The following is a 26,109-nucleotide window of genomic DNA, read 5'->3' as shown; positions in this document are numbered from 1 at the left end:
ACAGAACGAATTTAGGGAAGCTTGAGCAGGCCAGGACGACGCCGACGCTGGAGAAACTGGACGAGATCGCTGACTACCTAGGGCTCGACCTTTTGACGATGGTCACTCTCGCAATTGCTGCGCAGGGTGAAGAACTGCCGTCAGAGGCTTTACAGCGTACTGCCTTGCGTGTCAGGGAATTCGAGATGTCTGGGGGATGGCAGTTGGTGGAGGAGCAGTTCAGTGGCGGAAAGCTCATCAAACGCTCCCAAGGTAAGCCCAAGCAACCGCTTAATGCAGATTCTATTCGAGCACTGAAAGCGCAAGGTCTCGACAGGAAAACCATTGCCGAAAAGCTCGGCGTTGCGCGAAGCACTGTCCAAAAATATTGGAATACATAAGGCTGTAGAACATCAGTAATCCTGCAATCTAGACAAATCGCGGTTTGTGGCGCGCCCTATCGGGTCGGCTGTCGTAAACCAAGCCATGGCTGAGGCCAAGTCATGGCCCTTTGGGCTTCCATCCTCGCGCCTCCGGCCTTACTGGCCTGCGCGCTCCGCTTGCTCTAGTTATTTCCATCGATGGAAGATACTCCAGGGATACCTCAGCACTGCGCAATGGAGTGTAGTCATCCTGTCTGTCTTCTGTTGGAAGGAGCAGTCGGGTGGAAAATACGGGCTTGGTCTTGGTAGGTGGCCATTGAGGAAGGAAGGCGACTTCTTCCCGCTCGTGGCTACTCTTTTGAACCTCTGCTCCGCCACCCCGGTCATGTGTTTCACGTGATATTCAAACTGAAACCGCCAAAGGGGTGCGGTAGCAAAGCAAGCGGAGCCGGCTATGAACGATGCGACCGAGGATTTGCCTGAAGTCATCCGACGCCAAGCTGAAAAGATTATTGCTGATATTGAACGCGCGGGATCAATGATCCTGGCCGTCAAAAGTGGCGCACGAGCTAATGGGTTTGTCCTGGGACTGATCTGTGCAGGCGGAATAAGCGCAGATCAGGGCGAAGCGCTGTATGAGCATTTCGACCAAGCGACTGAAAAAAGACTCAAGACGCTCGCCTTGGGTTTGTTCTAAGGCATGGCAGTTCAGATCAAACGAGGGAACAGAGTGAAGAAATTCATTTTCCTTGTGGCGGTTACCTCACTATTTGGCTGTACCTCCATGCAGACATCGCATGAGGGTGCTAATCGGGTTCCCGCATCCCGAATCTACAATTACACAAAAAAATCTGATGCCCAGCTCGTCGTAATGCTCGAGTCGCGACTCGAAGCAGCTTGCAGTGTTAGGTTTATGTTAGATGGTAAGCCTGCGGTTGATTTGCACGCTGGGGAGATCGCCTACTTGGGAACGACGTTCGGAACGCATTTTCTAGAAGCGCAACCTGGTGCTGGCTGCACGGACTTTAAACACAGTCAAACCAGGATCACTATGAAGTCGGGAGATGCCTTATTGAAGCTTATAACACCATCGGCTATCGAATCGGTCTCTCTGTAAAGCGCTAGTTCATTCCTTTGGCTGCGCTATGCTGAGTTTCCCTTAAGGAGGCCACAAATGCCCAGTGAATACTCGCTGTCAGATGTTTTGGAAAGGATGTACCAAAATCAGCTCGCTCTCGAAGCTGCGCTCATGGAGCTGACCCTCCAGGTGGAAGCCCAAGGACATGCGGAAGTCGGCGACAACGTCCGTGGTGCGCTTTACACAATTGGTGAGAACGCTGGCCATATCAAACAGGGGCTGGCCCGGCTCAAAAAACTCCCATGACCCAGCCGCTTTTCGATTTTGATCTCAAACGCGTTTCCCGCACGCATTTCATCACCGGCAAGGCTGCGATCAACTTTCCGCACCCTGGAAGCATCACTGGCGGATGGCATTTCCTGTCCTACTTCGACCAGGATTCGGGCGTGGCAAAAGTGTCGCTTGCAGGTATTCATTATCCTGATACCACCGAGTTCTTTGGAGACGATGGGGTCAACGACGTAACCGACAAGCTGGCGATGCGAGGCTGTTCAGAAGACGGCAAAAGGCTGTTCATGGCGGATCACTACAGAGCTGCAGCTGACATGGTGATGAAATGGGTGCTAAGTGATTCTAAGCACTGCAACGTCGAGGTCGCTGAATGGTTTCCCTCTTCCGAAACCAAGCAGCGGCTGTTTGAGATGCTCAACTCGGGAAAGACCAAACTTTTAGATCTCAAGCTGCAAAAAATGGAAGCTTGGCTAAGCTCGCAGTAGGTGAATGACGTCAGGTTGGTCAGGAAGACAGCCGTTGTAGTGCGTGACGAATGAGAGCAATGGATATGCGCAAGAAGTCCCAGTCATGGTTTGTCCCGCTCCTGATTCTTTGTGCCGTTCTGTGGGCAATGGGGAAGAAAGACACTCCTCCTGCCCCAGTACAACCAAGCGCCTTAAGCACGCCCAGTACGCTAGGGTCGATTTCGCCAACTCCGTCCTCAGCTCCGGCCCCCGTCTCTGCGACTGAGCATTTTGTGAGTGCTGATAATCTCAATGTCCGAGATCAACCAGGCGGTAAGGTCGTCTCGAAGCTGAAGCGCGGGGAAAAGGTTCAGGTCTTCGAGACGAGGAATGAATGGGCGCGCATCAGCATTGATGGTCAATCTTCGAAATGGCTTTCGTCCAAGAGTCTATGCAGTGGGCCTGGCTGCTACGTTGTTCCGAAGCCCAGACCGTCGGCCCAGCTTCCACTGCCCGCTCGCCAACAGACTCCAGCTTACGGTTCCTCGTGCCCCTGTTCCTCAGGAAACGTGTGTATCGGGCCTCGCGGTGGTCGTTATTGCATTACCTCTGGCGGTAACAAACGATACGGTGTCTGATCTGCTGTTCACCGTTGAGACAATCTGCAACGATCACACCTAGTTACAGTCCAAAAGGACACATACGCCAGCGTTCAGAGGATGCACTGATGAAGGTGTTCATAAGCTCAGTAGTAAGAGGATTCGAGCAGTTCAGAGCCGCCGCCAAAGACGCGGTGGAGACACTGGACATGAAGCCGGTCATGAGCGAGCACTTCGGAGCGCGAACCTATTCCTCGGAGCAGGCCTGCCTGACAGAGGTCGACCAGTGCGACGTTTACATTCTGATTCTTGGCGCTAACTACGGCTATGAACCTCAGCCAGGCCTCTCGGTTACGCAGCAAGAATTCCACCAGGCAGTGAGCAAGCGTAAACCGATTTTGGTCTTCATCCAGCAGACTGACTTTGACGAGAAGCAGGCCGTGTTCGTCAACGAGGTGTCTGACTACAAACAAGGTTTTTTCAGAGCCTCATTCTCTGATCCCCAAGAGCTGTTGAAAGCTATTGTCCAGGGCCTGAGTAGAATGGAGAAATCCAAAAGCGCAATTTCTGAGAAAGCCTTTCACGAGCGTATTACAGAGGCATCAAGCTCTCGCTCCTACGGCGGTCACTCCTATGCGCCACAGCTTGAGTTCGCGTTTCTACCACAGCCCGTTGAGCAGCACGCTGTGCACGGAGCGGCCCAACGCCGTGATGAGATTTTCCATAGCTTCCATAACCTGGGCTTAGCGAAGTTCAAGCAAGGTTACGAAGACTGGGATGACAAGTTGTTCACAGGACTGAAGTCCAGAGATACGTCTTGGCGCGTTTTTGACGACGGGCTCGTCCTTTTGGAAACTGACGCAAGTGTGCCGGTCGAGGGGCGTACGGCTGGTCTCTATTTCGTGTCTCCGACCAACCTATCAAAGCTAATTATGTCCTGCTTCGAGGTGTCCGAATTCAACAGTGGTTGGTATCGCATTACCTTGAAGAATTTAGACATGGCGAAGATAGAAGAGCCGCCAGCGACTGCCCCCAGCAGCTATTCGATGCCTATGCGCCGTGAAAAGCTCGTTAGTGAGTCACGACTTTTCATCCCTGCCACACGGCCCATCGTGGAGCAATGGATACAGGAAAGCATCGTGAGAATGGCCAGAAGTTTGGCTTATTGATCAGTGGCACCCCTACCTCTGTCATTTTGAGCCAAGGGGGCTTTTAATCGTCAACGTGCCACAGGCGCCCAACAGTGCTTCTGGGTAATTCCAGGAGCCGGCAGATCTCTGCCTGAGAAAGACCTTCTGCCTTTAGTTTGCGTACTGCCTCGAGCCTTTCTGCGGCTGCGATTCTCTGTGGTGTGGTGATCTTCTGCGGCTCGGCAGGCAGCGCTTCATCAAGAACTCCTAGCCGCATGAGTTCTATCATCGATTCATTCAACACAGAGCGTGCTGTCTTGCACTCATCGGCTGCGGCCACCAGTGTGAGCAGCGACAAAGGCGTTAGGCCCAGCGCATGAGCCAGATCCGCACTCAGATCAATAGTCGGTGTCGTCGTCGCAGCCTCCAAGCGACTTATGTGAGCCTGGTCAGCTTGATGCTGGAGGTCTGCTTGCGATAAGCCATTTCGAATCCTCAGCCACTGTAGCGTCGCCGCATAAGCCTTCCGCAGGGACATCCAACTTACCTCTCCCAAAAAGAGACGGTATGACGCGTTTGATAGATCCCACACAAATGCATATAATCATATCGACGGGATTTCTAGGTTGTTGCCCGGTATTTTACGTGTTCGCAGAGCCTGATTTTTGGGTTCGCACCATGAGGATCATCAATTTATGGGTAATTCTTCGGAGCATGAGTTGCTCCGCGAGGGTGAGACATCGTCCTTTGGAACAGAGCTACCTCAAGCCGAAATAGAGGCATTGGTGTCGGATCGTTTCGGTCGGAAACCGTACTGTTTGGTCGAGGATTGGCTGATCTTTCATGTGGACGAGCCTCCTGAATCGCTCGCCAGGGTGCGCGCCATAGGCCTGCAGACAATGTTCCTTTATTCCCATTGCGTCACCTACGACAGCCAGGGCCGGTTCCCTCCAGGGGGCTGGGTACGCTCGACCCTGTGCAAGTCGTTCGACGGCGTTTGCTTGTTCGAGACCCGTAACACGGTGTATGCCCTAGTGGGCAAGGGGCGTGAGATGACCGCATCGCTCAAGACAATATTCGGCTTATGTTAATCGCAGGCGCTAAGCAGGCCTGCTCCACACGAGATACGCGATGTTCAGGATTAGCATGCAAGACCAGGCCGGCCCGATGGGTATGTTCGGGGACGGTCTCGCTCACTTTCACGCCATGTCGCGATCCTTGGTTACCCATTGGTATCACGTGAGCCTCAAGCGCCGGCATGAGGGGCGATTCGTAGCTTATGAAGAGATGCTGAACGATGAGCCTCGCTTGGTGGAGCTGCTGGTCTCACAAGACGAGAGCATGGTCATTCAAGATGTGCAGGTCGTTACCCCGGCATGGATGAACAAAGGGTCAGGCTGGAAGATGGAAAAGCTGAATTCACTTTCCATGGGGTTCAACCAGGCAGAAGTGCCAATCTGTGTTCTGCAGGTCGAGAGTGGTGATGTGTACGTCAATACCCATCAGCGCGACCTGGATGTTGATGCCTTGGTTGGGGTCAGGGAGCTATATCGGCGCAGTGCCGCAACCACCGGCGTAGCCTCAGCGTCGGAGGCCGTGTAGCCATGGACGACATCAATACCGTCGCAGTCGATTTACACGAAAAGCGCTACTCGGACTTCGACCTTTTTCGCATCGCCAAAGCAGTGAATCAAGACTACGACGGGCTGGTTACGGCCTACCTGGTGAATGTCCATATTCATGCGTGCAGTGCCGTTGGCGTGGTGTTCAGTCACATTTGCCCTGGGCCGTTCCAACGATTCGCAGATGGTCGGCTGATTCGGACATCCGACATTCAGTCCGTAACGAAGGAAGGCAGGTTTTGGGTGATCAATACGGTCAACTCGAAGTACGTCATTGCGACGTTCAGGCGGGACGTCGGACGGCATAGCTTGCGTGAGTTCATGCGCATAGCGGGAGACAGGTATCTGCCAACGCCTGATCGCCTCCAGTAGTCGCTGATCGTTATTTTGGGGTTGTCCGCCTGGGTGGTGGGTGTCGTAAACCAAACCCCGAACGAGCCTAGTTTTGGCCATAGCGGGCTCCCTCCCTCAAGCCTCTGGCCCATCTATGGCCGGCGCGCTCCGCTTGCCATCTTGATCACTAGGCTCACGCGGTGGCGTTCGAGAACTCGTAATTAACAGGTCTGGGGCTTTAGGTAACTTGCTCAGGCTGAACTGTTCTTACCTTCCTAGACAGACGCAGTCTCTGATGGGACGCTGGCTTTATTCCTGAACTGGCACGGTGATAGCATTCGGGCAAGTTACCGGAGAAGGTCTTTGGCTTTCTTTCACGTTAGGTTGGTCTGTGGAGATGTGTCGGTGTCGGGAAGAGAACCAAGTGTAAGTCTTACCTTCCATTTTGAGTTATGGCAGGCGTGTGTGTCTCACGGCGCTGTAGATCTGAATATCCCGCTGAATGGCGCAGACAGAGTATTCAACGCCGACAATATGTTCTCAAGCGACGGTCGATTTTTTCTCGTCGAGTTTAAATCGAGCAGGGGAGATCTTCGAAGCGAGGATCACAAGGAGTCAGCCTGTCTTTTATGTGAGGGACTATTCAAATATCGGGAAGCACTGGAACTTCACCAGCAGTGCCACTTCGCTGCATGGGGAAAGAAAAAATATAACGGAGGCCTAGACACCTTTTTTGGCGTTTATGAGGACTTGGTGTGTCGCCCGAAAATTCTCCCCTCATGTGGTGCAGTACGTACAAAACCTGCGCACAGACGCCTTGATTATGATGGCCCAGAAGAGGTTAGCGGTGAGCAGCTCGCAGTTGGCGTAGCGACCGGTCAGGCAGGTCTAGAACGTCACGATTTTTTAAGATATCTCGACTGGTTGCTGTGGGCCAGAGGAGAGACTGGCAGCTACGAAATAAGCAGAGCAATGCCCATCACGCTATTCGGCACGTCGTTTGCTGGCGGGATAAAAAGTCGTGAATTTGCGAACTTTCAGCAGCTAGACGCGTGGGCCGAGCCGTTCATTGCGAAATATAAGGCAGCGCTCAATCCTTCAGCTGCACCTGATTCGCCGTCTGAGCCGTCGTCCAATACCAAGCCTAGTGGGTACGGGCCGAAGTATTAAATCATCCGGCCTAAAGGTATAAATTGGAGGCTTGCCAGCTACGGATAACCTTGGGCGCCCAAGGGGGCGGTTACTGACTGACTTTTTTGCTAGCATCTTGATCTAAAGTTTGGGGGGATCTGATGCATACGCAAGATGATTGGGAAGTGTTGCTCAACGGCGACCGTCGATAGGAGATGCCAGCCTGCCCCATTGTCCGGCAGAGGTACATCGCTGTAGAAAACGAGTGTGGGGTCATAGAAGTCATTTCGTCGTATTCGCCCGACTCCAGTGCTTCGAGTTCTCCCTCGCTTAATCCTCTGGCTTCGCTATTGTCGAAACGAAGGAATGGGCCGCCATCCGCGCGCTGTTGCATGGCGCACTGTGAGGGGCGGATAGGGGGCATGTGCTTTCGTCCTTGATCGAGATATGGTTTCTACTTGCCCACGCACTGGCGGGGCGAATGCGAGTCTAGCGAGTCGATGGTGTTCTGGAGAAGGGATTGATGGGACGCTTGACTGGTGAGCGGTATAACACTACGAAAGCTCCCAGTCGTTCATGCTTTAACTGAACATGCCGGCGATAATCCTGGCGTCAAGTAATGCGTGATGGGGTAACTCTTTTCCCTCGCTGGTCGGAGCAAGTGTCGTCGCGTCGGTAGGAAAATTACGAACGATTCTTGGCCATCGTCCGTCCTCATATACCAGGTCGCAAAAAAGCTCCCAATCGTACTGAGGAGCATCAGTGACGATCTCGACCTCCTTTTTGAACGACGTCAGAAATCTGAGCAGCGACATCCTGGCTTCAACAATGGGCAACGCGTAGCTCCCACCCCACAGCTGTGGAAGCACGGTTTCCTTTACGAAATCACTGCAGTCTTCTTCTTGCCAAGCATCGAGCAATTCCACGTAGAATTCGTGCCCATCCTCACCGACTAGCGCCAGTGATATCAGCTTCGCTGCCGCCGAGAGCTCGGTAAACTCGCAATCAAGAAAGACCATCATGTTGCTGGAACTCCGTTATGACTAGGCCTCGCCTGGATATGGTGCAGGAAGGTCAGCTGTGGGAAATGGCTCTCAAGCATTTTGGATCAGACGGGCTCCTCAAGGTAGTCATAGAAATGTGGAGTCACGCTGCTCCTCCGCCCAAGCCAGTCGTGGAATACCTGTCCACCAAACAGGTGAGTCAAGAAATCCTGAATATACTGAAAATTGCCCAGGAGCGAGTGGGTGCATTCGTTCCGGATCGGGCACCGGTTCCAGACACCGTAATGCTGTACTCCCGGCACGCCAGTGACCTAGCGGAAAGGTTCATCACGCTATTACCGAAGGCGCAGCTTTCGCGAGCCTGGAGGGGTTCCTGTCTAGAAATAGACTTAGGTATCTGAAGTCTGATCATGCTCCACAGCGTACCTTAGCGTAGCCACCCTGTAGAATTTGTTGAGCTAATTGCTTCTCCATTGAGATGTTTTATGAACGGTGATTTAACTGAAGAAGAAATGCGTCGTGCCCTATTCGGTTCGCCTCCGCCAGAGGAGCAGGTTTCCACTCCGCTAGTGCAGGAGCCTGTGGAAGAAGTTGTGCTCGCGAAACCGGTTGTCGCTCCAGCAGCCAAGAAGAAAGTGGCGAAAACATTTACGCCCAAACTAAGGGTCACGCTCCGGGTCGGGAACGAATTTGAGGGGAAAATGACCGAGTTGATTCACGAGGCTGACACGTTGAGCTCGTTGCTTGCCGAACAAGATGCTGTAAAGGCCGCCCGGAAGAAGTACAAGTATGTGGACGTAGTCTCGGTCAAATCGATGTAGAGGCCCTATCTACGAGTGCGCGAAAGTAGCTGATCACCTTGATGATGGCTTTTAGCCTCGATGCCGGCTAGATTTGGAGCTTTCTACGATCAAGGAAGGATATGAAAAAGCTCATCGCAGTAATGGGGATCTGTGTTGCACTAGGCGGTTGCGCTACGTCCCACTACACCGCAGGACGAGACTTTCCGTCAGCCAGTGTAGCGAGCATCACCAAAGGCAAAACCACCACTTCAGAACTGAAGTCGCTATTTGGCGAGCCCTACGCCAAGAGCGCCGTCAGCGAGACTGACGAGAAGTGGATCTACACCTACACCAACGGCTCAGCCCATGCCCAGAGCTATGTGGTCACCATGAAGGTGACGACTACGGGCACTCAGAAAACGCTCGACGTTTTGATCCGTAATGACGTGGTCATCAACTACACGTTCAGCGAAGGCCCCGCTCCAGGCACTACCACTGCGACGAACTAAGTTCGCCACCTTGCCATTGGGCGACCCACTGCGCTCAGCACGTTGTTGATGGAGCAAGCTTATGGACAGAACATATGCCTTCGTGGATGAGTCCGGGAATTCCGACCTTGATACGTCAAAGGGAGGAAGCTCGGGCTTCTTCATAGTGTGCTCCATTCTGGTGGCAGAGAAAGACCTGGAAGCTGCTTATGCCCAAGCTGAAGCACTCCGCATGCGTCACTTTCAAACAGGTGAGATCAAATCTAGCAATCTAAAGCCGAAGGATTCAGATCGCCGTGCCCGAATCCTCAATGAGCTAGCTGAGCTGCCTTTCAAGCTCTATTTCACCGTCGTTGATAAGTCCCGAATTCACCAAGACGGCGGCCTCCGTATCAAGACCTCGTTCATAAAATACGTGAACGGGTTGCTCTATGAACGTTTGTTCCGCGTATACCCCGACCTCCAGATGATCGTAGACGAGCATGGTGGCCAGGAATTTCAGCAGAGCCTCAAAAACTACGTTTCAGAACGGTTCGTCGACGACCTATTTGGCGATAAAGATGCCTTCCAGACGATGGCCAGTAAGGACAATGTTTTGGTTCAGGTTGCGGATTTCGTCGCTGGCTCAGTCGCTCAGATCTACGAAGAGAAAGCATCGGAAGAAGCAGTTCTTGCCTACAAAAAGATCCTACGCAGCCTGACTCTTGGAATGCTTGAGTGGCCATCCAAGTACCAGTCTCTTCTGCCACCGCCGACGGATGAGTCTGGGTATGCAGACTACCAGGTACACCAAGAAGCTCTCCGCCAGGCTGATCGTTTTAGCGAGCGGGCTGGCGAACACCCTGATGAAGATGAGCGCCTGCAATTGAGTATTCTGCGGTTCTTAAGATTTCAAAGCGAATTCGTCACCAAGGATTACGTGCTGACTACGGAGATCATGGCCCATCTTAAAGACAGCGGATTGGGAGAGGTCAACGGCCAGAGAATCCGATCCAGTGGCATTGCCAAGCTTCGGGATGCGGACGTCATTATCACAAGTGCGGCCAAAGGCTACAAGATCCCTCAAACACGGGCAGACATTAACGAATTTCTTGAAAGAGCGTCAGGCATTGTTGTTCCTTTACTGGAACGGGTCAAAAAGGCTCGAGAGGTATATCGGCTGAGTAGTCGAGGAGAATATGACATCGTGACGGCAGCCAATCTGGCTGAGCTAGCCAAGCTGCTCGCTGCGCTCGAGGCATTTGCAGATGACTGAACTCAGTCATGGCCAGGAACCTCAGCAGGCTGCATTGATCCAGGATGAAATCCTAGAGATCTTGAAAGAAGCCAAGGTGCTTGCTCGTAGATTCTATCGCTTGACCGGCAAGCCGCTGGGCGTGACCGGCGAGGTCGCAGAGTACGAAGCTGCTACTAGGCTCGGCCTGTTACTACATCCTGCAAGGCAGGCAGGTTACGACGCTACAGAGAAGCTGGAAGATGGCGTCGCGAGAATCCAGATCAAGGGGCGATGTATCCTGAACCCGCAAAAGATTACGGGCCGTATGGGTGCAATTGATCTACGACAACCCTTCGATACTGTGCTCTTGGTGCTGCTTGATTCTGAGTTCAACGCATTTGCAATGTACGAAGCGAGTCGTGCCAAGGTAGAGGCAGCACTGACCCTGCCTGGCTCGAAAGCCAGAAATGAGCGAGGAGCGCTGGCGATTAGGCAATTCATGTCGATAGCTGTTTTACGCTGGGCTCGCCATGAGGCTAGAGAATCTGAGAGTCAACTACCCTCCTAGAATCGAACGCTAGCAGTACGTTGCTCTGAGATACATATTTAACGTCCCCAATACGGCACATTAGCCATCATTTTTAGGCTTAATAGCCCTATTTGGGTACATTACGATGAGAGACAGATTGCGCCGACCAATGACTATTGCTGCAGCACGGCCACGAAAGCGTAACTTGATACCACGCCCTAGATCAGAGATTTGGCGCTGAATATTCCACGCTAACTGATGGTCTGGTCAGCTGAACCCCTGAAATGCGAGAACTAGACCTCAACACATACCGCACAAACTGCACGTGTCAGGATGAACTCTGTTACCTAGTCCTTAGCTGGCTTCGGCAAATTTTGCTCAATCACGGACTTTTCTACGTGATACCCCTTAATTACATCACTTATCGATCTAAGAATTGGGGCAAACCTTTTAAAATCAATATTGGGGCGGTCAGCCTTCACGATTCTCTGTGCGAAAGTGTTTTTATTATACGTATTCTTCGAAGGGGACTTGCTCAAAATTTCAAAAGTTTTGTTATCCCAAACGGATTTTAATACGTTAGCTGGAAAAAAATTTTCCATCATTGTTGGTTGGCCATCTTTTTTCAACGGGGTCAGAACTACAGATAGGTTTTGAGCAATATAGTAAGTGGTTTTAGACTTGTCTAAGATTGTCCCCTTCCCATTGGGGATAGAGTAACGATTCCCGGTGACATCTTTGATCGCTTTGAATATTGGATCAGAACCGCTGTCGTTATCTAAAACTATAATGGTTGGGTTCAACGGAGGGTGCGCTTTATATTTGCCACAGCTTTTTGCATACGAGCGGATAAATGCAGCGAGGTCAGCCGAGCCTCCATTCAGGTCTAGTACCCTATGGGTCAGCTCCGAGTAGTTAATGAAACGGACTTTTAAAGCTGGCTTCCCATCTTTATTCGGTTTGCAAAGTCGCGGAAATTTATCCATCAGAGACTTCATGGCGCATGTAAGATAAACGTTGTCTGTTTTACCTTCGCACATGATTGTCGGCAGGGGCGAGGCGTAGAAGTTCTTGTAAAACAAGAAGTCGCCATGAGTTATTTCAAGGCTGGTCTTTTTAAAGGATTCTATTTTTATGCTGCTATTTTCAACAATTTTCTTACGGTTAAAATTATTAACCATGTATATAAAACTAAACAGCCCTTCAAGCGATGCTAGCTGGGTATAGTCTTTAACCACCAGTGGTTTCGATGTCTCAGATCCTGTCACTTCGCCCTTGACTAAATAATGGCCTTTATTAAATAGGTGAAAAGCCATGGCTCTAGCATTTCGTCGAACCTCCGCAGGAGTATTTGTTATCTGGTTCACAACAAGGCCCGTCACCGATTGCCTATTGGTTTTGTACTGCATGCGAGTCTTTTCGTGATTTAGCTCAAATCCGCTTTTTTGTATTATTTTTGCAAGCGCGGGGCCTGCCACCCAAGAATTATCGTTCTCGTCAGATAAGGCAATCTCTTTAGGAAACGTCTTCTTGTTGGTTGAGAACGTCAAGTCATCCGCATAGCGAGAGTATGAACAACCATTTCTCTTGGCTAACTGCACTAGCCTTAAATCTAAAAGGTGACCAATGAGATTAGAGGCGACTGGTGAGGTAGGGCTACCTTGGGGAAGTTTGTTGTCATGGCACATGATCTGTGCCATGACAGTTGCCACATTAGGGTTGAGCTTGAAATCATTGTTGCTGATTAAGTAGCCGCGAACTCTACCCATATGAATAGAGTCGAAAAAACCTTTAAGATCTACGTTAAATACGTATCTTCTTTTTTTATGAGTTTCCGCATTTGTAATGATGGAGTGACCTTGTTTAAAACCGTGAGAAATTGCCCCGCGAGCTAGACTTGAATTCTCGATGGTGGCTAAGCATTCATCTAAGAGAATTTTTACTCGGCGCTGAAGGGCTTTTAACTCATCACAAGGCGCACAGATTTGGCGTGTTGAACCATTGCTTTTAGGGATTGAGAACTGTGTGTATTTCGCAGGTCTCTTGTACACTAGGTAGGATAAAGCGCTTGGAGTGTAGTTAAGGATGGCAGCCAGGTCATGTAGAGAGGTGGCTTTCCGAAGCTGATGTAATTCCGACATGCAGCATCCTTGTTTGAGGGCGGAAGCTTACAGGCACTCATATGCGTCCCGGCAGGGTATTCCGAAGCGCCAAGTTGTGAGTCGCGTAGAAGCAATCTCCGACACGATGGTTTCAAATGCCGCGAAACGCGGCAAAAAATCTGCCTGTAAGCTTCACATTAAAAGTATTGTGCTGCCATATTGCCATTGTCAATAGCTACCTGCCTTACCAGCGGTGCACATCCGTCTGGCATAAATTGACTGGTTGAGCCTTGGAAAGGATAGCTGCGCAAGCGAAGCGCGCCGGCCCACGACGGGCCAAAGGCTTGAGGATGAAAGCCCGGAGGGCCAAAACCTGGCTCAGTCAGGGTTTGGTTCACGCCAACCGCCCCTCCGAAGGGGGCAAGCCCAAAGCAGAAGTAATGTGAATCTACTTCTGACTACTAGGCAGGAAGGTCGCCGAAGCTCTCGCGTAGTAGCTTTTGCATCATTACCGAGGCAGCGCCTTCGAGAAAGTGCTCCTGACTGCTGATATCGAACCGCTCAGGATTGATGTGAACGACAGTCGCCCTATGCCCCAAAGCACGTAGCGGTAGCTCTGCAGCAGGGTAAACAATCCCAGATGTACCAATCGACAGGAACACATCGCACTCCTGAGCAGCGGCGAGCCCGGCGCTCCATGCATCCTCGGGCAGCATCTCACCAAACCAAACAACGCCTGGCCGAACATACTCATTGCACGCACTGCATCTCGGCGGCTCAATCCGACCTCCATCCTCATGCAGGAGGGCAGACGTGAGAGGCAAGGTATACGCCTGCCCACAATCGATACAGCGGGGCGAATGCAGGCTTCCATGCAGATGAATCACATCATGGTTGCCGGCTCGCTCATGAAGGTCATCAACATTCTGCGTGACGACAGTCAGCTTGGGCACATGGCTGGCAAGCTCAGCGATAGCGCGATGTGCCTCATTTGGCTGGGCCTGGATGACCTTACTGCGACGCCATTCATACCATCCCCAACAAAGCGCTGGGTCAGTTCTGAATGCTTCGCTTGTCGCAAGTTGTGCAGGATCGAAGCGCTCCCAAAGACCTGTCAGCGCGTCTCTAAATGTAGGGATGCCACTCTCCGCTGATGCACCCGCCCCAGTGAAAACTACGACATGCTGAGCCTCCCTCAATTGCTGAGCTAGGGCACTGGTGATCATGAGCATTCCTTGGGGTGGATTTCAGTTGAGGTGCCGACATTATGAGCGCTGGATTCAGCAAGTACCCCCAGTCGACCCTAGCGGGGAGGGCACTGGGCAACGAAGAGTCAGAGCTACACGACGCGGGTCAATGAGCTTTGGACGATGTATTGAAAAATAGGCTCTAGGAACGATGGCATACCTTCCTCAAAAGTTGATGTGCTAGCACCCGAATCGTACCTGTACTCAAAAGTGGGCACGATGTGTCCACATCAATCAATGAGGACATCACGATGCTCTACACCCCAACCCTGAACGACGTTTGCCGCATGCTGAAGCAGCTTGACGACATACCTCGCCCCTACGGAGACAATGAAGGCTATCCCGTTAATAGTGATGCGGTGTACTACTCCCTTTACCCGGAACACCAAGAGTTTGTGAATAATCTACTCGAGATTCTCTATAGCTACACCCGGTTGCCTGCCGGTCAGGAGGTAAACGTGCGTTCGGTCAACTACTTGACTGGTCGTGGCTATCCCACCTACCTCGGTGTAGATCAGTACGACGCTTACCGACTGGTTGGCTCCGTTACTACCGAGAACTGGCTGATAGACATTTCAGACGCCAGCTCTCATCAAATTGAAGACTAGCGTTAAAGTATCTGCTTGGACACAACCGTTCCATCCGCCAGCGTTTGCTTGATGTAAACGTTGACGGTGGGACGGCCTTGTTTATGTGCGTGGTTTTTTTCCTGTTTATAGAGCTTTCGACAAATACTGAGAATGGTCGTGTCTCCAATTGTTTTGGTATCAACTTCCTCTCTCATTGCATCGTAAATGATTTCGTGTGCATGGTTTGCATTGTCCCACTTGCGAGCGGAGTTAGGGTTATTAGGTTCGACAAGTGGCTTTAGGCTAACAAAGAGCTCTCCAACTTTACTTTTTGCCGCGTTAAGAGGGCTCGGTGACATATGTTTTCGTTGTGCATTTTTTTTTGCGAAGCGCTTATTGGCAACTGACTCAATACGAGGCATTATGAATGCTGTTGCCTGGCACATTCCTATCATATTGCTTGCGTCAATTAAATAGCTATAAGCCTCACCTATACGGCCCTCTTGCTCTGCTCTTGAAGCTTGGATTAATAGTCCGCACATGCCATATACAGCCTCTAACGATTGAGCAGGGGTGGATAGTTTTTCGGCAATTATGCTATTCATTTCCTTCTCATCGTTAATGCTCATAATGTGACGTATGAAAAGAAATATATCATCGCCGGGGTGCTTTTCATCTTTTAGTGCTGGTATTGTTATGTGGTTGAAGTGGATGGAGAGGAATTCGTCTATAGTGTCGTTGCTTTTGGTTTTTAGTATTTTAAGAAAGACCTCTGGTAATGTGTCCAAAATTAAATCTTTGTAAAGTTTGAATGTGGCTTCGGTAAGGCGGGCGAGCTCTGTATGGAAACTCCGCAGTGCGCGGCTTTTTTTGCTGATTATCTTACCTAGCTCCTCATCGGAGTATTCTTGGGTTACGCACTCGTTAATTTTCGAAAATAGATATTTTATGTCTGATCGCTGAAGATCTATAATAACTTTCCCATCAGTTTGCTGATTGATAATGTTGTTCTTTTCAATGATATCCCATAGAAGATCTTGCATTTTTTTGAAATTTTCAGGGTCTTTGAAGAGATCTGGGTCTATATCCACAGGTTGGGCCTCAGGGTTTAAGTGATTATCGTCGTAATAGGGCTAGTCGAGTGCTGCCTTGGCTCGACCGGTTTTTACGGCTAGCTCTTGAATTCCAGCATCGATATGCTTGATATTTCAACCATACAGCCTTTCATCGAGCCAAAAATTCTGGTACTGCTCAACATCTCTTACGAGCTGTTTTCCAAGGATGAAGACATCTACAAGGCATTGGTGCAGCGGATAGGCATTTGGAATTGGGGCAACCTGGAGTGGAGCAAGTGCTGCCCCTTCTGCGGAAGCTTTTGCGGCATGCACTTTCAAGAGGCGTCGTATACGTACCATTGCCTGAACTGCGACACGCTGACCTCGTTTGATTTTCTGAGTCATGAAGAAGAAGGTTGATTGGGGGCAAAACACATCTCGTACCGGTTTACAGGCGGGATTTTCCTCGATGCATCTTGCTGTCAAGGCGCGGGCTAGAATCATGAGTTTCGACTTGATTCTGGCTCTAGCTCAATCCCCCTGTCAGCAGGTTCTAGATCCAAACTCGGCGATCCATTGTTGCAAGCCCCTCACGTCAGCTTCGAATACATCCAGCTCAAGAGCGCTGCTGGGCATCTCCTCAGACTGAGCATGCTCATACACCGAGTAGCGTGTCATCAAGTCATCAATGAATACGCAGTCGTCATTTGTTACCTTGGCGACCTTGTGTAGCTTGCCTTGAGTGTTGATTGCACGTCTGAAGCGGCCTACGACGTCCGCCAGCAAAACGTACTCAATCGTCTTCTCGACGATGATCCTGAAGTCACTGCAAGCGCTCTTGGCGAGCGACTCATAAGCCTCGACTTCCGCCTTCTCCTGGTGTTTTTTCAACCGCGTAATCGTATTGTCGATCAACCCCCGGACAGCACTTTCTGGTCTCAGGTCTCGAGCGCTCGCAGTGGCGACGATACCAGCAGTCTTCGCCATCCTTTGGAGTGACGTGAGTGTCGGCTTAATTGAGGGCATCCCTGGAGTCTGCTCCCATTTCTTGGTAACAGCTTCTACTTGAGCTACAAGAGAAAGTCGGTGGGTGAATATGATGACCTGCCTGGTCTGTGACAAAGACACGAGACGTTCGACAACCTTCTCTTCAAAGTCTTGGTCGAGTGAAGATATCGGGTCATCGAAAATGAACGGAGCTAACTGGTTTGATCCTGTCGTGTCCGCAAGGAACGCGGCGAGTGCGGCGATCCTGGTTTCACCCTCGCTCAAGATATATTCCAAGCCATGGGTGCCGTGCGCGCCCACGAGATTCAAACCAAAGGTGATCTTGCCTTTGCCACCCGATTTACTTAGGGGCGCTATTGGAATGCGGTGGCCGCCCAGTAGCTTCAATTCTTCGATGAATCGAGCTTGGTAGCCAGCATCCAGTTCAGTTTTGGCCAAGTCGTTTTTCTTGGTAGTCAGGGCATTGGTGGCCGCTGAGCGTGAGGCTTTGTCTATTGCTGCGACTGCTATCAGCCTAGCCCTTTCGGCGCTAATAGAGGTCTTGTTTTGTGAGAGCCACTGCTTGGCTTGAAGGTGCTGAACTCGTTCATGCATTGCTTGACGATGCTCATCCTTCAGCAGGGATGAAAGGCTCTCTTCTTCGGCAATCAAGTCTGCTGACTTAGTTGTAACCGCCTCGCTGATGCCCTTCCAGTCGAAAGCTGGCAAGGTGCCGACAGGACTTCCCAACACGATTTGATCGCGCCTCGCTTTGAGCATGCCCAGCCAAGTGATCGCATCGGCTTCCTCGAAGCCCAGAGTGGACATGTGAACGATCCAGTCGGCTTGCCCTGGAAGAGTTGGCACGAAGTTTTTTTGATCAGTAAAGCTCTTTTCAGCCTTCTTGGCGGCTGTCTCGAGGCCATCAGTGACAAACTTTTCAAACCCTGACAGCCGGACTTTGGCATCCTCATCAAGGCTTTGGTGGCAAAGTACGCAGCGTGAGTCAGCCGCGATATTGGGAAACTGGGATTCTGTGTAGGCCGTGCCGTTGGAGTATGCGCGTGCGTATTCCCACATATCCTGCCAGGTCGCAGAGCCAACACCGTCGAGCTCGGCTTTACCGAAAATCGCTGCCGCTGCCTCTTCGCTCGAGTTCCTGGCTTTAACAGCGGCGTTTTTCAGGGTCTCTAGCGTACCTGCCTTCGCATCGTTCAATCCTTGTTGAAGAGTCGACATTGCTGTTTCAATACTCTTCAGCGCAGTTTTTTCTTTGTTAATGCTCAGCAGCCGGCCTGCAATGTCTTTCTCTGCGAGTAGGGCCTCCTTCTCAATGCGCTCCCGATCAAGCAGATCTGTATACAGACATTCCTTATCAATACTGGCGGTCGTGGTCGTACTCTTCAGGCCCTGAAGCCATTTTGCTTCGGCGGTGTGACCTAGCGTTTCTGGGATGGCGGGTAACGCTTTGCTGAGTAGTGCCTTCTCTCTTGAAAGCTCCGCGCTAACAGCGTCCGCTGTTACGATCAGTGCGGATACAAACTTCATCCGGCTGGGCTCATAGCATGCTTCAGTCCTGGTCATGTACTGCTGGGCAGCCTTGCTGTCGAACACCTGTGCATGTCGTAGAGCTTTGTGAGGCCCGCTTGGGACGTCCCAGTGAACATCCGCCGGCTTACCGTCTATTGACACCTTGAAATGAGCGCGGCAGGGCGTAGGCATTGGATCAAAGACATTACCGCGTATTTCGTCCTTGGATCGTGATCCACAGATCTCCTTTAGCAGCCGCGCAAAACCGCTCTTGCCGGTTCCATTCTGTCCGTAGATCACCGAGAGATTGCTTTTGCCGAATGGAAGATTGGCACCAGCTTTGATGGCGTTCAGCCCGTGCACATCAAGGATTTCTTCGATTCGAAGCAAAGGTCTATTGGCGACCTGCGATAAGGTGCCAGGGGTTACCGTCAGAAATCCTGGATCAGCTTCATCCTTGGCTTCGAGCTTGCACAACCTGGCCAACGAGCTAATTTCGTGCTGGTTTAGCTGCCGCTTCGAGTCGATGATCATACGAGCCGCTGTCTGCAACCACTTAGGGCGTGTGCTCAGCCATGTCTCAAAATCATCAGCTACTACCGGCCCGGCTTCAATCTTGGTCATGGCGCGCTCATCTCAAATAGAGGGATCCTTGAGCGTAGACGCGAACTGGCTTTTTAGTATTGTTTGGCCACCATAATGATTGCAAGATGCGGCCTTATGCGTCCAAGGTAACTCTCCGCGCGCATAGCATTTGCTATGTATAGCTTCCTTATCAAAGCTACATTTTCGCTAGCTAGTAGTGCGATTGGTATGAGCTTTGGGCCCAGATGACCGATACCCAGCGCGCTCGCCTCGAGGTAACGGGCGCGATGGGCTGTACAGGTGACCGCCTGCAACGGTAAGCCCCTTTTGCCGCCTCAGGACAACTCTAGCTGCCATTCATAAAAAACAAGGCTAGGGATAGACAATCGACCCGTGCGTTGTGTACTATTGATGTGTAGGCGCTTGGGCTAAATCGTCAGCAGGTTAATAGCACCACTGAAGATCCAAGGGCAATGAAGCATGTGACAAGGCCACCCCTAAAGGGTGGCCTTTTCCTTATCTGACAGGCTGAAAGTCTGATGCTTCGACGGCAGGTGCAAGGTTTCTCCCTCCTGGTTCAGTCTTTTCGCGACAATTTTCCCGCCCCCCCTGTGTTATCTGGCTTCCAGCATCGTCTGCTAAAGCGCTCTCGATTCTAGTCTTTTCAATTCCCATTCTGTACGTTCATCTCGCCTTCAGAACAGATGCCCGCGATTGGGTGACAGCCTCTCGCTCAGCCAGTGATGAGCCTGAGGTGTGGGTCTCGTAAATTACCTCGGTCTCCCCTCAAAAGCCCCATCCCCCCCGAGCAGAAATGTGATATTAAAGCGCGCTTATGACCAGTACCCCGTAACCGTATCGGGCAATAACCGACGCCTATCTCAGTGCACGCCAGCAAAGAGTTCGCGCTGATATCGCAGTGGAAGCAACCATGTACAACCCGACGCCGCTCAACATTCTCAGTTCGCTGGACTCAATTTCGGTTGCCCGACTGTCCTCCTACAGACGTTTCTTTAACCCGGCATCTGACTCGGAACTGTACGGCCTGTACTGTTGGAACGAGGTTCTGTCTACGAACTTCATGCGCCTGACTGGTATCGTGGAAGTGGCGCTGCGAAATCGCTTCCACCTTGCACTTAGCCGATACGCGATGGCCCAGCATCCCTCGAGGATCATCGGCAACGCTGACGCAAACAATTGGTACGAAGTCTTGAAGCTCAGCGGGAAGAGTTCGGCGAAGGTGATGGCAGTCACTCATGACAAGTCGTGGAACAAGGCTCAAAATTGCCATTCCTTTACCCGGAAACACCATCCCGTAAGTCCAAACCAAGTGATCGCGAACATGACCTTCGGCTTCTGGGCGCCTCTGCTGGATCTCAGGCTGTCTTGGGACAGTATCATCCCGATGATCTTTCCTCATCATCGTTACGCGAGTAACGCGGGTCATTGGAACAACCAGAAAAACGTTGGCACTGTTTACGCCCGGCTTGAGACCGTCAGATCCCTGCGCAATCGGGTTGCCCATTTCGAGCCCCTGTGGAAAATTCCGGACATCAAGGAAGAGAAAAAAGAGGCAAAAGGCGTGACCGTAAATGTCGAGTTTCCGGCTCCCACGAATGAGGCGGAAGTGCTGGCCCGGTTGAACATGCTTTACCGCCGAATAACCCAGACGCTCCATTGGCTGTCGAGCGACAGAGCCAGTGACCATGTGCAGTCAGAGTTTCATCAGAAGACTCTGTACCTGATGACCCAAGAGGCCTTAGACGGCTTTAAGCGTGGCTACACCCATTCGGACGTCAAGCTCAGCAGCTTTACTAAGTCCTGGGGTCTCAAGCTGGTGCTCAAAGATCGCAAGCCAATCCAAATCTCCCATCAGCAAAAGGTTATAGGCAACTTCTATCCTACTCCTTGACGCTTTCCGGTCTTCGCTGCAAACGCCTTTCCAGAGAGCGCTGGTCTGCTCATGAACATATTGCTAGGGCATGGCAAAGAAAGAAGCTAGCAGGCGCCTTTCCCTCGGTATGTCGGTTAGTGGGTATTTTTGGTTTGTGGGCAAAACTGCAAGCGGAGCGCGCCGGCCCACGATGGGCCAAAGGCGAGAAGATAGAAGCCCGATAGGGCCGTAACCTGGTGCAGCCAGGTTGCGGTTCACGACAGCTGTCCCCTAGCAGGGGGCGAGCCCATAACTCTCCGTTGTGCGATGGTTTCCGCCTACTGGAGGAGCTCTCACCCATCCACAAAAAAGTTATGGCTCTGGGTTGAAGCAGCATTTCTTATACTTCTTATTAGAGCCACACGGGCACGGAGCATTTCGGCTAACTTTCTTGGCCGCCCCGTTCCCTGGTATTGCTCTCTGAGAAATGTTGTCTAGTATGTTGTAGGTTTTCATGATTTGTTGAGCAGTCATTCGCTCATCGCCAGTAAGCGGAACAGATGCATCTATAGCAAAAATTGTCTCAGAGCCCCCTTGATGGCCTTTGGTGTCGGCTCCAAGAACTACGATTTCTTTTGCTTTCTGGAACTTGTACCGCGCTACACATGCGTATAGCTGCATGTAGGCAGTTCGCTCCTGTCTATATTCATCATAGGAGTTGAATCTATGACTCCACGGGAAAAATACGAAGACGTACACTCGGCCTGGATTACAGAGAGAGTAAGTCGTTCGTGCTGAGCGTGTTCCGCTGGGAACTGTATGGAATTTGTCAAATAGGGTAGTTGCAAGGAGGCTACTCGACAGAAGGTTTTCCGACGCCAACACCTGCACAGCATTTGCATGCGTTATGAACGGTAAGTCACTTGCTTCACCTACCTGTGCATCCACAATCCCGTCCGCGAAGCGGGAAATGATTTCATTCCATAGCTTTGCTTCTTTTCTTTGTTGATACCTCAAGGCATATATTACCGTTTTCCTGTAATGATTCCATTCTCCTTCGGGTATCATTAGGAAATTGCCTTTGTTTTGAGGTGGGTTGGTAATTTTTCCGAACCCGTTGCCACCATCCTCTTGAAGATAGCATGCAAGTGTTTCCTCTTCTCCAGCGCTGATCAGGAGGTCTTTGTTGCGGATTGCATCCTCTTTAACCTCGAGGTATCGGATGAAGTCTGCAGGTGTGCAAAGCTCTTCTAGGAGAAGTTTTATACCCCCTTCATCTAGCACGTGAACGAAGGTTTTGCTTATGTCTACATCGCCGACGAAGAACGGTTTATCGAGCAACTGTTCTTCATTCGCTCCATAAAGGTAGCCGAGCGAACCACGGCTGCCGGGCCTTATGGCGTCGAAATGCTGCTTGGCATGTTTACCTATTCCTCGGGTTACCGCTATCAGGTGTATTTTGAGATCAGTCCTACTCAAGTCAAAAGGGAATGGCTCATCAAGTTTACTATTGAGGAAGATCTTGTCCGGGTGATTCCTAATGCAACTTTCTGCTCCATGCAGTTGTTTTGCAGATTCCTTGACTGCGGCTCTGTACCATCGGCTCCAAGCAAGTTTGGGGTCATTCTGCTCTTGGAACTTAACGTGCCCCTTGTCGGAAAATAGTATAACCGTGTTATTGAAGTACACGGTGAGGTCGGTAAGCTCTTTTCCTTTTCCTAACGACCGATACAGGCTGGGGTAGCACCACAGGCTAAAAAATGTATTTGAAGCAATCGTGGCAAGAATCTTCTCGCTTTCATTTACACTTGCTTCCTTGTTGATTGGCTTTAACAATCTGCATATCCTTTCTGCCAATATTAGCGGTTGTGAGTTGCTAGCTTTTATGGATATTCATAATTATCTTGGCCTTCGTCTCTGTTGCATATTCGAGGTAGTGGGCTGCATTGTTTTGCTGCTCTAAAAGTTGGCTATGCTTTTCCTGGTCACCTGCGTATCTGGATTCTTGGATTTTAATTTGCAGGTATTTTATTTCTGCCTGGAGCATGGATATGTTTTTATTCATAAGTTCTAGCTGTACGTTCATTTCGACCCCTTTGTTTTGCCAAGTCACCTACGTCTCGATCTCGAGTGACCGCTGACGTGCTGCGATCTCACGCTTACCGGCCAATTTCGGGTGTAGCGTAGGTGACAGCTTCGAATGTGGCCGCTGACGTGCTGAAGCGTCAACCACTCGGCGATGAACGACATCGCCTGGGTATGGCGCCGATAAACCTTGGCATGTGCTGCTGCAGATAAACGGCAAGGGAGTCTTCTGCCACCTCGAAGTTGTAGACGCGCCAGTAGGCCTCGATGAGATCCTTGTTCCGGCGAAGGTAGTAGCGCCATAGCCAGCAAGGGTACGGCGTCTCGCACTGGAACTTGGCTAAGGCCGGGGCCTCATCCAGCGAAGCTTTAAACCCTTCTGTCTAGGTCAGGAGCAGTAGCAGGGCCACCCCAACGATGATCATGAATATCTTGTCGTAGATGAGCGAGTAGATCGCTGCCGGCGAGGCCCAGTCCCACATGATCCAGCCGAACAGAAAGGCAGGAAGAAGAGCGGAATCAGGAACAGGCCGATTGCCAAATTAATCCGGGCGCCAATAATCTCTGGCAACTTCGACCAAACGCTCGGCACGAGTATCCTCCCAGGAGCCTGGCTGATCAGGTGTATCTCGATGGGAGCTCAGCGGCTCATGCTCAGGGAATGAACGTCGCATGGAGGTCTTCAGGAGGAATACGGAAGGCCAGAAGTAGGCCGGAGGTGGAGCGAGTAGGCAGAGCGCATCTGTTCTGGCTGCGGGCAAAGCGCGGAGCGCCTGCAGGATTCACTTGGGGGAAACGTAGTAGCGAACCGATGACTCCAAGAAGCGCTTGTTGAGATACTCCGGCGTGAGCCTGCCGGCCTTTTGGAGTTTGGCAAGGAGCTTCTCGTCAAGAAGCACGAGTTCCGGGCTCACTGGCAGTGCTGGGAAACCTTGCTCGTAAAGTGCAACGTTTGAGTCGGGAAGAATGAATTTCTCCCCCATCGTCGTAAAAGGCACCCATGCAGTGTCCTTCAAGAGCTCGCGCCCCCTGATGAAAAACTGTGTGAGCGCCATACCTACAATCATGCGAGCTGTAGCATGTGGATCACCAGTTCCGTTGAAGATTCGGACGGTGTCATTCACCTGCTCAACCTCATCTTTTTCAAGCTGTGCTTGCGAGGGTATGCATGGCGGCGGCTCCATGATCGAGTCGTAGAGCGGCCTTTCTTTGGCTACGCAGTAAGCCCGTGCTGCCAACATGACGAAATACTCGGTGACGATGGGGGATCTCTCGATGCTCCCGTTCTTTCGGAAGCCATCTATCTGCTTTAGGTAATTGTCTTCAGTCGACTTGATCATCCCCTGTTCAGCCTGCTGATCCCATAGCCTGGCTACAACAAAGGCACTCTTGGGCGAGCGCTCTATGGGGGCGCCACCCTGCTTTCTGTGTATGGTGAGGAGATTGTCGTCCTTTAGCCATTCTTTCAGGTGTGCCTGGGGGATCACGTGCTGATTGACTGTGATCCTGTTCGGATTTTTGACGCGATTGCCGTTTTCATCAAGAGTTTCGCTGGGAGCTTCGTGAGGAGAGTGGTCTTTTTGGTACATGCTATGGGCCCATTATTTTTTCGGAGCCGGCGTGCAGCTATCCGCCCGCCGCATTGTGATTAAAGCGCGCCATGCTTCTGCAGCAGGGCATCGAGTACGTTCCATGCGTTGTTGGTAAGGCTTTTCCACTGCGCCAGGGAAAGGTTGTGTAGATTCGAGCGGATGAACTGCATTTGTTGACGTCGACCATCCCTGTTGCACTTGGTGTACGTCTCCAGCTTTTGTGGGTTGAGCTCGACGTGTTGGTAGCTCAAGAGCATCGTATTTAGCTGACGCTGTTGGTACATGATGCGAGTCAAAGGCACCTGCTCATCGGTCTCGATCTCGCGTCCATTCACAAGGTCGAGATCTTTGACGTCTGGAACTCTGAGGTCATGCTTTTCGCAGGTGCAGTAGCTCCAAGCAAAGTGCAGCGCGCACATGTTGAGAAGGGCATCCTCCTTCACGCTGTGCTCCACGCCGTTCAATTTTTCCCAATCGAGTACCCAGGTGGCTTGAAAGTAGAAGCGCTCCAGATGCTGTCGTTTCAAGGTGCGCCAGGCTTCTTCGCCGGGGAACCTGTTCTGGGAGAGCTGCATTAACAGCCAGTCTTTGAAGGCTGCTTTTTCAAGGTAAGCAGGAATGTGATGGTTCCCTTTCTGCTTAAGGCCACGGGTTAGCCTAGAAAGGCTCTGGGTGGCTATCTGCTCCAAACGTTCGTATTCGAGAAGCTCCCAGTGAGAGCGATTCACCATGCTGGCAAGCAGCAGCTCTGCAGAGAGCGAATCTTTTCTCGGGGTTGCTGCAGCCTCAAGCAGAGGCCGTAGGGCGCCGCTAGAAAGCTCGGTAATACGTTTATGTGCCTTGGTGGCGGCAGCTTCGATCCAGTTATCAGGAACGCCGTCCAGAGGCTTGATCAGAAGTTGTGATAGGAATTTCCACGCCAGAATGAGCCTTTGGTGTGTCTCATAAAGCTTGAGGTCTGGCATCGAGCAGAGCAGGGGATCACAGGCTTCCAGCAAGTCGCCATAGCTCTCCCTCTCGTCGTCACGCAAGTGTCCATATAGCTCGGTGAGGAACCGGCGTTTGGCGTCAGCCAGCCTCTCAATCTGGGCCGCTGCGTCACGAAGATGCTGCGGAAACGCTATGGCATTGCTCTTCTCCAGGGCGTTCAGCAGGACGGCGCCCATCGGAGCGATCAGGCTCGACTGGTAGCTACTTTCCGACTCCACGCCCTCTGGCGCGGCAAGCAGCAGTTGGCTCGACCACTGCAGGTATTCACCGGACATGATCGTGCATGTCTCGATGTACGCTTTGAGCTCAGTTTCGTAGGTCGCTCGCTCAGCTTCATTCAGGCTGTCGAGGTGCGCCTGGTAGGCGCCCTCATCAAGGCCAAGGATTTCTTTGAGGCTCTGGATAGCGCGGCTCTTTCGAGCCAGCTCTCCATCAGCGAGCTTCTGGGTTCCCTTGTCGTGCATTTGTCTTCACCATTTTTGG

The 26,109-nt window shown here is 51.4% G+C and carries 27 protein-coding genes; 17 read left to right on the top strand and 10 right to left on the bottom strand.

Annotation, left to right across the window (positions count from 1 at the left end):
• The 6 genes from ACWR1S_RS23785 to ACWR1S_RS23760 form a co-directional block, all read left to right on the top strand.
• The coding region (locus ACWR1S_RS23785; RefSeq protein ID WP_454565226.1) for a helix-turn-helix domain-containing protein at positions 1 to 380 on the top strand (380 nt) is incomplete at its 5' end.
• A 436-nt stretch (positions 381 to 816) separates the two neighbouring features.
• The gene (locus tag ACWR1S_RS23780; protein WP_454565225.1) at positions 817 to 1,059 is read left to right on the top strand and encodes a hypothetical protein; all 243 of its coding nucleotides are present in this window, start codon (positions 817 to 819) and stop codon (positions 1,057 to 1,059) included.
• 477 nt (positions 1,060 to 1,536) lie between these two features.
• The gene (locus ACWR1S_RS23775; RefSeq protein WP_127649286.1) at positions 1,537 to 1,746 is read left to right on the top strand and encodes a hypothetical protein; all 210 of its coding nucleotides are present in this window, start codon (positions 1,537 to 1,539) and stop codon (positions 1,744 to 1,746) included.
• The gene (locus ACWR1S_RS23770) at positions 1,743 to 2,216 is read left to right on the top strand and encodes a hypothetical protein (protein ID WP_454565224.1); all 474 of its coding nucleotides are present in this window, start codon (positions 1,743 to 1,745) and stop codon (positions 2,214 to 2,216) included. The genes ACWR1S_RS23775 and ACWR1S_RS23770 overlap by 4 nt, the downstream gene beginning before the upstream one ends.
• Positions 2,217 to 2,266: 50 nt before the next feature.
• A complete protein-coding gene (locus ACWR1S_RS23765) occupies positions 2,267 to 2,815 on the top strand; it encodes an SH3 domain-containing protein (protein WP_454565223.1) in 549 nt (182 codons plus the stop codon).
• 89 nt (positions 2,816 to 2,904) lie between these two features.
• Positions 2,905 to 3,945, top strand: a complete 1,041-nt coding sequence (locus tag ACWR1S_RS23760) for a DUF4062 domain-containing protein (protein WP_454565222.1) — start codon at positions 2,905 to 2,907, stop codon at positions 3,943 to 3,945.
• 43 nt (positions 3,946 to 3,988) lie between these two features.
• Here ACWR1S_RS23760 and ACWR1S_RS23755 read toward each other — a convergent pair whose 3' ends face one another.
• Positions 3,989 to 4,444: a helix-turn-helix domain-containing protein gene (locus tag ACWR1S_RS23755; RefSeq protein ID WP_454565221.1), complete on the bottom strand. Its 456-nt coding sequence runs from the start codon at positions 4,442 to 4,444 to the stop codon at positions 3,989 to 3,991.
• 157 nt (positions 4,445 to 4,601) lie between these two features.
• Here ACWR1S_RS23755 and ACWR1S_RS23750 point away from each other — a divergent pair, with 157 nt between their 5' ends.
• The 4 genes from ACWR1S_RS23750 (at position 4,602) to ACWR1S_RS23735 (ending at position 7,031) form a co-directional block, all read left to right on the top strand.
• Positions 4,602 to 4,997, top strand: a complete 396-nt coding sequence (locus tag ACWR1S_RS23750; protein WP_454565220.1) for a DUF6957 family protein — start codon at positions 4,602 to 4,604, stop codon at positions 4,995 to 4,997.
• A gap of 40 nt (positions 4,998 to 5,037) precedes the next feature.
• Positions 5,038 to 5,508 (top strand): hypothetical protein, encoded by a 471-nt coding sequence (locus tag ACWR1S_RS23745; protein ID WP_454565219.1) that lies wholly within the window; start codon positions 5,038 to 5,040, stop codon positions 5,506 to 5,508.
• A gap of 2 nt (positions 5,509 to 5,510) precedes the next feature.
• On the top strand, positions 5,511 to 5,900 hold the full coding sequence (locus ACWR1S_RS23740) for a hypothetical protein (RefSeq protein ID WP_454565218.1): 390 nt from the start codon (positions 5,511 to 5,513) through the stop codon (positions 5,898 to 5,900).
• 324 nt (positions 5,901 to 6,224) lie between these two features.
• Entirely contained in the window at positions 6,225 to 7,031 is an 807-nt protein-coding gene (locus ACWR1S_RS23735) for a hypothetical protein (RefSeq protein WP_454565217.1), read from the top strand.
• A gap of 542 nt (positions 7,032 to 7,573) precedes the next feature.
• Here ACWR1S_RS23735 and ACWR1S_RS23730 read toward each other — a convergent pair.
• The gene (locus tag ACWR1S_RS23730) at positions 7,574 to 8,014 is read right to left on the bottom strand and encodes a hypothetical protein (RefSeq protein ID WP_454565216.1); all 441 of its coding nucleotides are present in this window, start codon (positions 8,012 to 8,014) and stop codon (positions 7,574 to 7,576) included.
• Positions 8,015 to 8,481: 467 nt separating this feature from the next.
• On the opposite strand from ACWR1S_RS23730, the gene ACWR1S_RS23725 reads away from it, so the two are divergent.
• The 4 genes from ACWR1S_RS23725 (at position 8,482) to ACWR1S_RS23710 (ending at position 11,050) form a co-directional block, all read left to right on the top strand.
• Complete coding sequence (locus ACWR1S_RS23725; RefSeq protein ID WP_454565215.1) at positions 8,482 to 8,817, top strand: hypothetical protein; 336 nt, start codon at positions 8,482 to 8,484, stop codon at positions 8,815 to 8,817.
• A gap of 101 nt (positions 8,818 to 8,918) precedes the next feature.
• A complete protein-coding gene (locus ACWR1S_RS23720; protein WP_086792951.1) occupies positions 8,919 to 9,287 on the top strand; it encodes a hypothetical protein in 369 nt (122 codons plus the stop codon).
• 61 nt (positions 9,288 to 9,348) lie between these two features.
• Positions 9,349 to 10,521, top strand: coding sequence for a DUF3800 domain-containing protein (locus ACWR1S_RS23715; protein ID WP_454565214.1), 1,173 nt, complete (start codon positions 9,349 to 9,351; stop codon positions 10,519 to 10,521).
• Complete coding sequence (locus ACWR1S_RS23710; protein WP_454565213.1) at positions 10,514 to 11,050, top strand: hypothetical protein; 537 nt, start codon at positions 10,514 to 10,516, stop codon at positions 11,048 to 11,050. The genes ACWR1S_RS23715 and ACWR1S_RS23710 overlap by 8 nt, the downstream gene beginning before the upstream one ends.
• Before the next feature lie 308 nt (positions 11,051 to 11,358).
• Here ACWR1S_RS23710 and ACWR1S_RS23705 read toward each other — a convergent pair whose 3' ends face one another.
• Both ACWR1S_RS23705 and ACWR1S_RS23700 read right to left on the bottom strand, forming a co-directional pair.
• Positions 11,359 to 13,152 carry a retron Ec67 family RNA-directed DNA polymerase/endonuclease gene (locus ACWR1S_RS23705; protein ID WP_454565212.1) on the bottom strand — a complete coding sequence of 598 codons (1,794 nt, stop codon included), beginning with the start codon at positions 13,150 to 13,152 and terminating at the stop codon, positions 11,359 to 11,361.
• A 422-nt stretch (positions 13,153 to 13,574) separates the two neighbouring features.
• Positions 13,575 to 14,339, bottom strand: coding sequence for an SIR2 family NAD-dependent protein deacylase (locus ACWR1S_RS23700; protein ID WP_454565211.1), 765 nt, complete (start codon positions 14,337 to 14,339; stop codon positions 13,575 to 13,577).
• Between the two features lie 272 nt (positions 14,340 to 14,611).
• Between ACWR1S_RS23700 and ACWR1S_RS23695 the strand changes: the two genes are divergently transcribed.
• Positions 14,612 to 14,968 carry a hypothetical protein gene (locus tag ACWR1S_RS23695; RefSeq protein WP_217384357.1) on the top strand — a complete coding sequence of 119 codons (357 nt, stop codon included), beginning with the start codon at positions 14,612 to 14,614 and terminating at the stop codon, positions 14,966 to 14,968.
• Positions 14,969 to 14,970: 2 nt separating this feature from the next.
• Here the strand turns inward: ACWR1S_RS23695 and ACWR1S_RS23690 are convergent, their stop codons facing one another.
• Positions 14,971 to 16,020: a hypothetical protein gene (locus ACWR1S_RS23690; RefSeq protein ID WP_454565210.1), complete on the bottom strand. Its 1,050-nt coding sequence runs from the start codon at positions 16,018 to 16,020 to the stop codon at positions 14,971 to 14,973.
• An 87-nt stretch (positions 16,021 to 16,107) separates the two neighbouring features.
• Here ACWR1S_RS23690 and ACWR1S_RS23685 point away from each other — a divergent pair, with 87 nt between their 5' ends.
• Positions 16,108 to 16,404, top strand: coding sequence for a hypothetical protein (locus ACWR1S_RS23685; RefSeq protein ID WP_454565209.1), 297 nt, complete (start codon positions 16,108 to 16,110; stop codon positions 16,402 to 16,404).
• 123 nt (positions 16,405 to 16,527) lie between these two features.
• Here the strand turns inward: ACWR1S_RS23685 and ACWR1S_RS23680 are convergent, their stop codons facing one another.
• Positions 16,528 to 19,125 carry an AAA family ATPase gene (locus ACWR1S_RS23680; RefSeq protein ID WP_454565208.1) on the bottom strand — a complete coding sequence of 866 codons (2,598 nt, stop codon included), beginning with the start codon at positions 19,123 to 19,125 and terminating at the stop codon, positions 16,528 to 16,530.
• Between the two features lie 892 nt (positions 19,126 to 20,017).
• Here ACWR1S_RS23680 and ACWR1S_RS23675 point away from each other — a divergent pair.
• Positions 20,018 to 20,998, top strand: coding sequence for an Abi family protein (locus ACWR1S_RS23675; protein WP_454565207.1), 981 nt, complete (start codon positions 20,018 to 20,020; stop codon positions 20,996 to 20,998).
• 333 nt (positions 20,999 to 21,331) lie between these two features.
• Here the strand turns inward: ACWR1S_RS23675 and ACWR1S_RS23670 are convergent, their stop codons facing one another.
• The 4 genes from ACWR1S_RS23670 to ACWR1S_RS23655 all read right to left on the bottom strand — a co-directional run bounded on the left by ACWR1S_RS23670 (position 21,332) and on the right by ACWR1S_RS23655 (position 26,090).
• Positions 21,332 to 22,795 carry a YecA family protein gene (locus ACWR1S_RS23670; protein ID WP_454565206.1) on the bottom strand — a complete coding sequence of 488 codons (1,464 nt, stop codon included), beginning with the start codon at positions 22,793 to 22,795 and terminating at the stop codon, positions 21,332 to 21,334.
• Positions 22,796 to 22,835: 40 nt separating this feature from the next.
• Positions 22,836 to 23,072, bottom strand: coding sequence for a hypothetical protein (locus ACWR1S_RS23665; protein WP_454565205.1), 237 nt, complete (start codon positions 23,070 to 23,072; stop codon positions 22,836 to 22,838).
• Between the two features lie 754 nt (positions 23,073 to 23,826).
• A complete protein-coding gene (locus tag ACWR1S_RS23660) occupies positions 23,827 to 24,633 on the bottom strand; it encodes a DUF4238 domain-containing protein (protein WP_181643721.1) in 807 nt (268 codons plus the stop codon).
• Between the two features lie 59 nt (positions 24,634 to 24,692).
• Positions 24,693 to 26,090 carry a hypothetical protein gene (locus tag ACWR1S_RS23655; protein ID WP_145162335.1) on the bottom strand — a complete coding sequence of 466 codons (1,398 nt, stop codon included), beginning with the start codon at positions 26,088 to 26,090 and terminating at the stop codon, positions 24,693 to 24,695.
• Positions 26,091 to 26,109 lie beyond the last annotated feature (19 nt).

The sequence above is a fragment of the Pseudomonas sp. AIG genome, from assembly GCF_977020205.1.
Note: the sequence above shows the minus strand (reverse complement) of the source record. Positions and strands in the feature narration are given on the sequence as shown.

What these genes read in the sequence shown, in the direction of transcription:
- ACWR1S_RS23780 (WP_454565225.1), top strand. Translation starts at nt 817, where the DNA reads ATGAACGATGCGACCGAGGATTTGCCTGAAGTCATCCGACGCCAAGCT.
- ACWR1S_RS23775 (WP_127649286.1), top strand. Translation starts at nt 1,537, where the DNA reads ATGCCCAGTGAATACTCGCTGTCAGATGTTTTGGAAAGGATGTACCAA.
- ACWR1S_RS23770 (WP_454565224.1), top strand. Translation starts at nt 1,743, where the DNA reads ATGACCCAGCCGCTTTTCGATTTTGATCTCAAACGCGTTTCCCGCACG.
- ACWR1S_RS23765 (WP_454565223.1), top strand. Translation starts at nt 2,267, where the DNA reads ATGAGAGCAATGGATATGCGCAAGAAGTCCCAGTCATGGTTTGTCCCG.
- ACWR1S_RS23760 (WP_454565222.1), top strand. Translation starts at nt 2,905, where the DNA reads ATGAAGGTGTTCATAAGCTCAGTAGTAAGAGGATTCGAGCAGTTCAGA.
- ACWR1S_RS23755 (WP_454565221.1), bottom strand. Translation starts at nt 4,444, where the DNA reads ATGTCCCTGCGGAAGGCTTATGCGGCGACGCTACAGTGGCTGAGGATT.
- ACWR1S_RS23750 (WP_454565220.1), top strand. Translation starts at nt 4,602, where the DNA reads ATGGGTAATTCTTCGGAGCATGAGTTGCTCCGCGAGGGTGAGACATCG.
- ACWR1S_RS23745 (WP_454565219.1), top strand. Translation starts at nt 5,038, where the DNA reads ATGTTCAGGATTAGCATGCAAGACCAGGCCGGCCCGATGGGTATGTTC.
- ACWR1S_RS23740 (WP_454565218.1), top strand. Translation starts at nt 5,511, where the DNA reads ATGGACGACATCAATACCGTCGCAGTCGATTTACACGAAAAGCGCTAC.
- ACWR1S_RS23730 (WP_454565216.1), bottom strand. Translation starts at nt 8,014, where the DNA reads ATGATGGTCTTTCTTGATTGCGAGTTTACCGAGCTCTCGGCGGCAGCG.
- ACWR1S_RS23725 (WP_454565215.1), top strand. Translation starts at nt 8,482, where the DNA reads ATGAACGGTGATTTAACTGAAGAAGAAATGCGTCGTGCCCTATTCGGT.
- ACWR1S_RS23720 (WP_086792951.1), top strand. Translation starts at nt 8,919, where the DNA reads ATGAAAAAGCTCATCGCAGTAATGGGGATCTGTGTTGCACTAGGCGGT.
- ACWR1S_RS23715 (WP_454565214.1), top strand. Translation starts at nt 9,349, where the DNA reads ATGGACAGAACATATGCCTTCGTGGATGAGTCCGGGAATTCCGACCTT.
- ACWR1S_RS23710 (WP_454565213.1), top strand. Translation starts at nt 10,514, where the DNA reads ATGACTGAACTCAGTCATGGCCAGGAACCTCAGCAGGCTGCATTGATC.
- ACWR1S_RS23705 (WP_454565212.1), bottom strand. Translation starts at nt 13,152, where the DNA reads ATGTCGGAATTACATCAGCTTCGGAAAGCCACCTCTCTACATGACCTG.
- ACWR1S_RS23700 (WP_454565211.1), bottom strand. Translation starts at nt 14,339, where the DNA reads ATGATCACCAGTGCCCTAGCTCAGCAATTGAGGGAGGCTCAGCATGTC.
- ACWR1S_RS23695 (WP_217384357.1), top strand. Translation starts at nt 14,612, where the DNA reads ATGCTCTACACCCCAACCCTGAACGACGTTTGCCGCATGCTGAAGCAG.
- ACWR1S_RS23680 (WP_454565208.1), bottom strand. Translation starts at nt 19,125, where the DNA reads ATGACCAAGATTGAAGCCGGGCCGGTAGTAGCTGATGATTTTGAGACA.
- ACWR1S_RS23675 (WP_454565207.1), top strand. Translation starts at nt 20,018, where the DNA reads ATGTACAACCCGACGCCGCTCAACATTCTCAGTTCGCTGGACTCAATT.
- ACWR1S_RS23660 (WP_181643721.1), bottom strand. Translation starts at nt 24,633, where the DNA reads ATGTACCAAAAAGACCACTCTCCTCACGAAGCTCCCAGCGAAACTCTT.
- ACWR1S_RS23655 (WP_145162335.1), bottom strand. Translation starts at nt 26,090, where the DNA reads ATGCACGACAAGGGAACCCAGAAGCTCGCTGATGGAGAGCTGGCTCGA.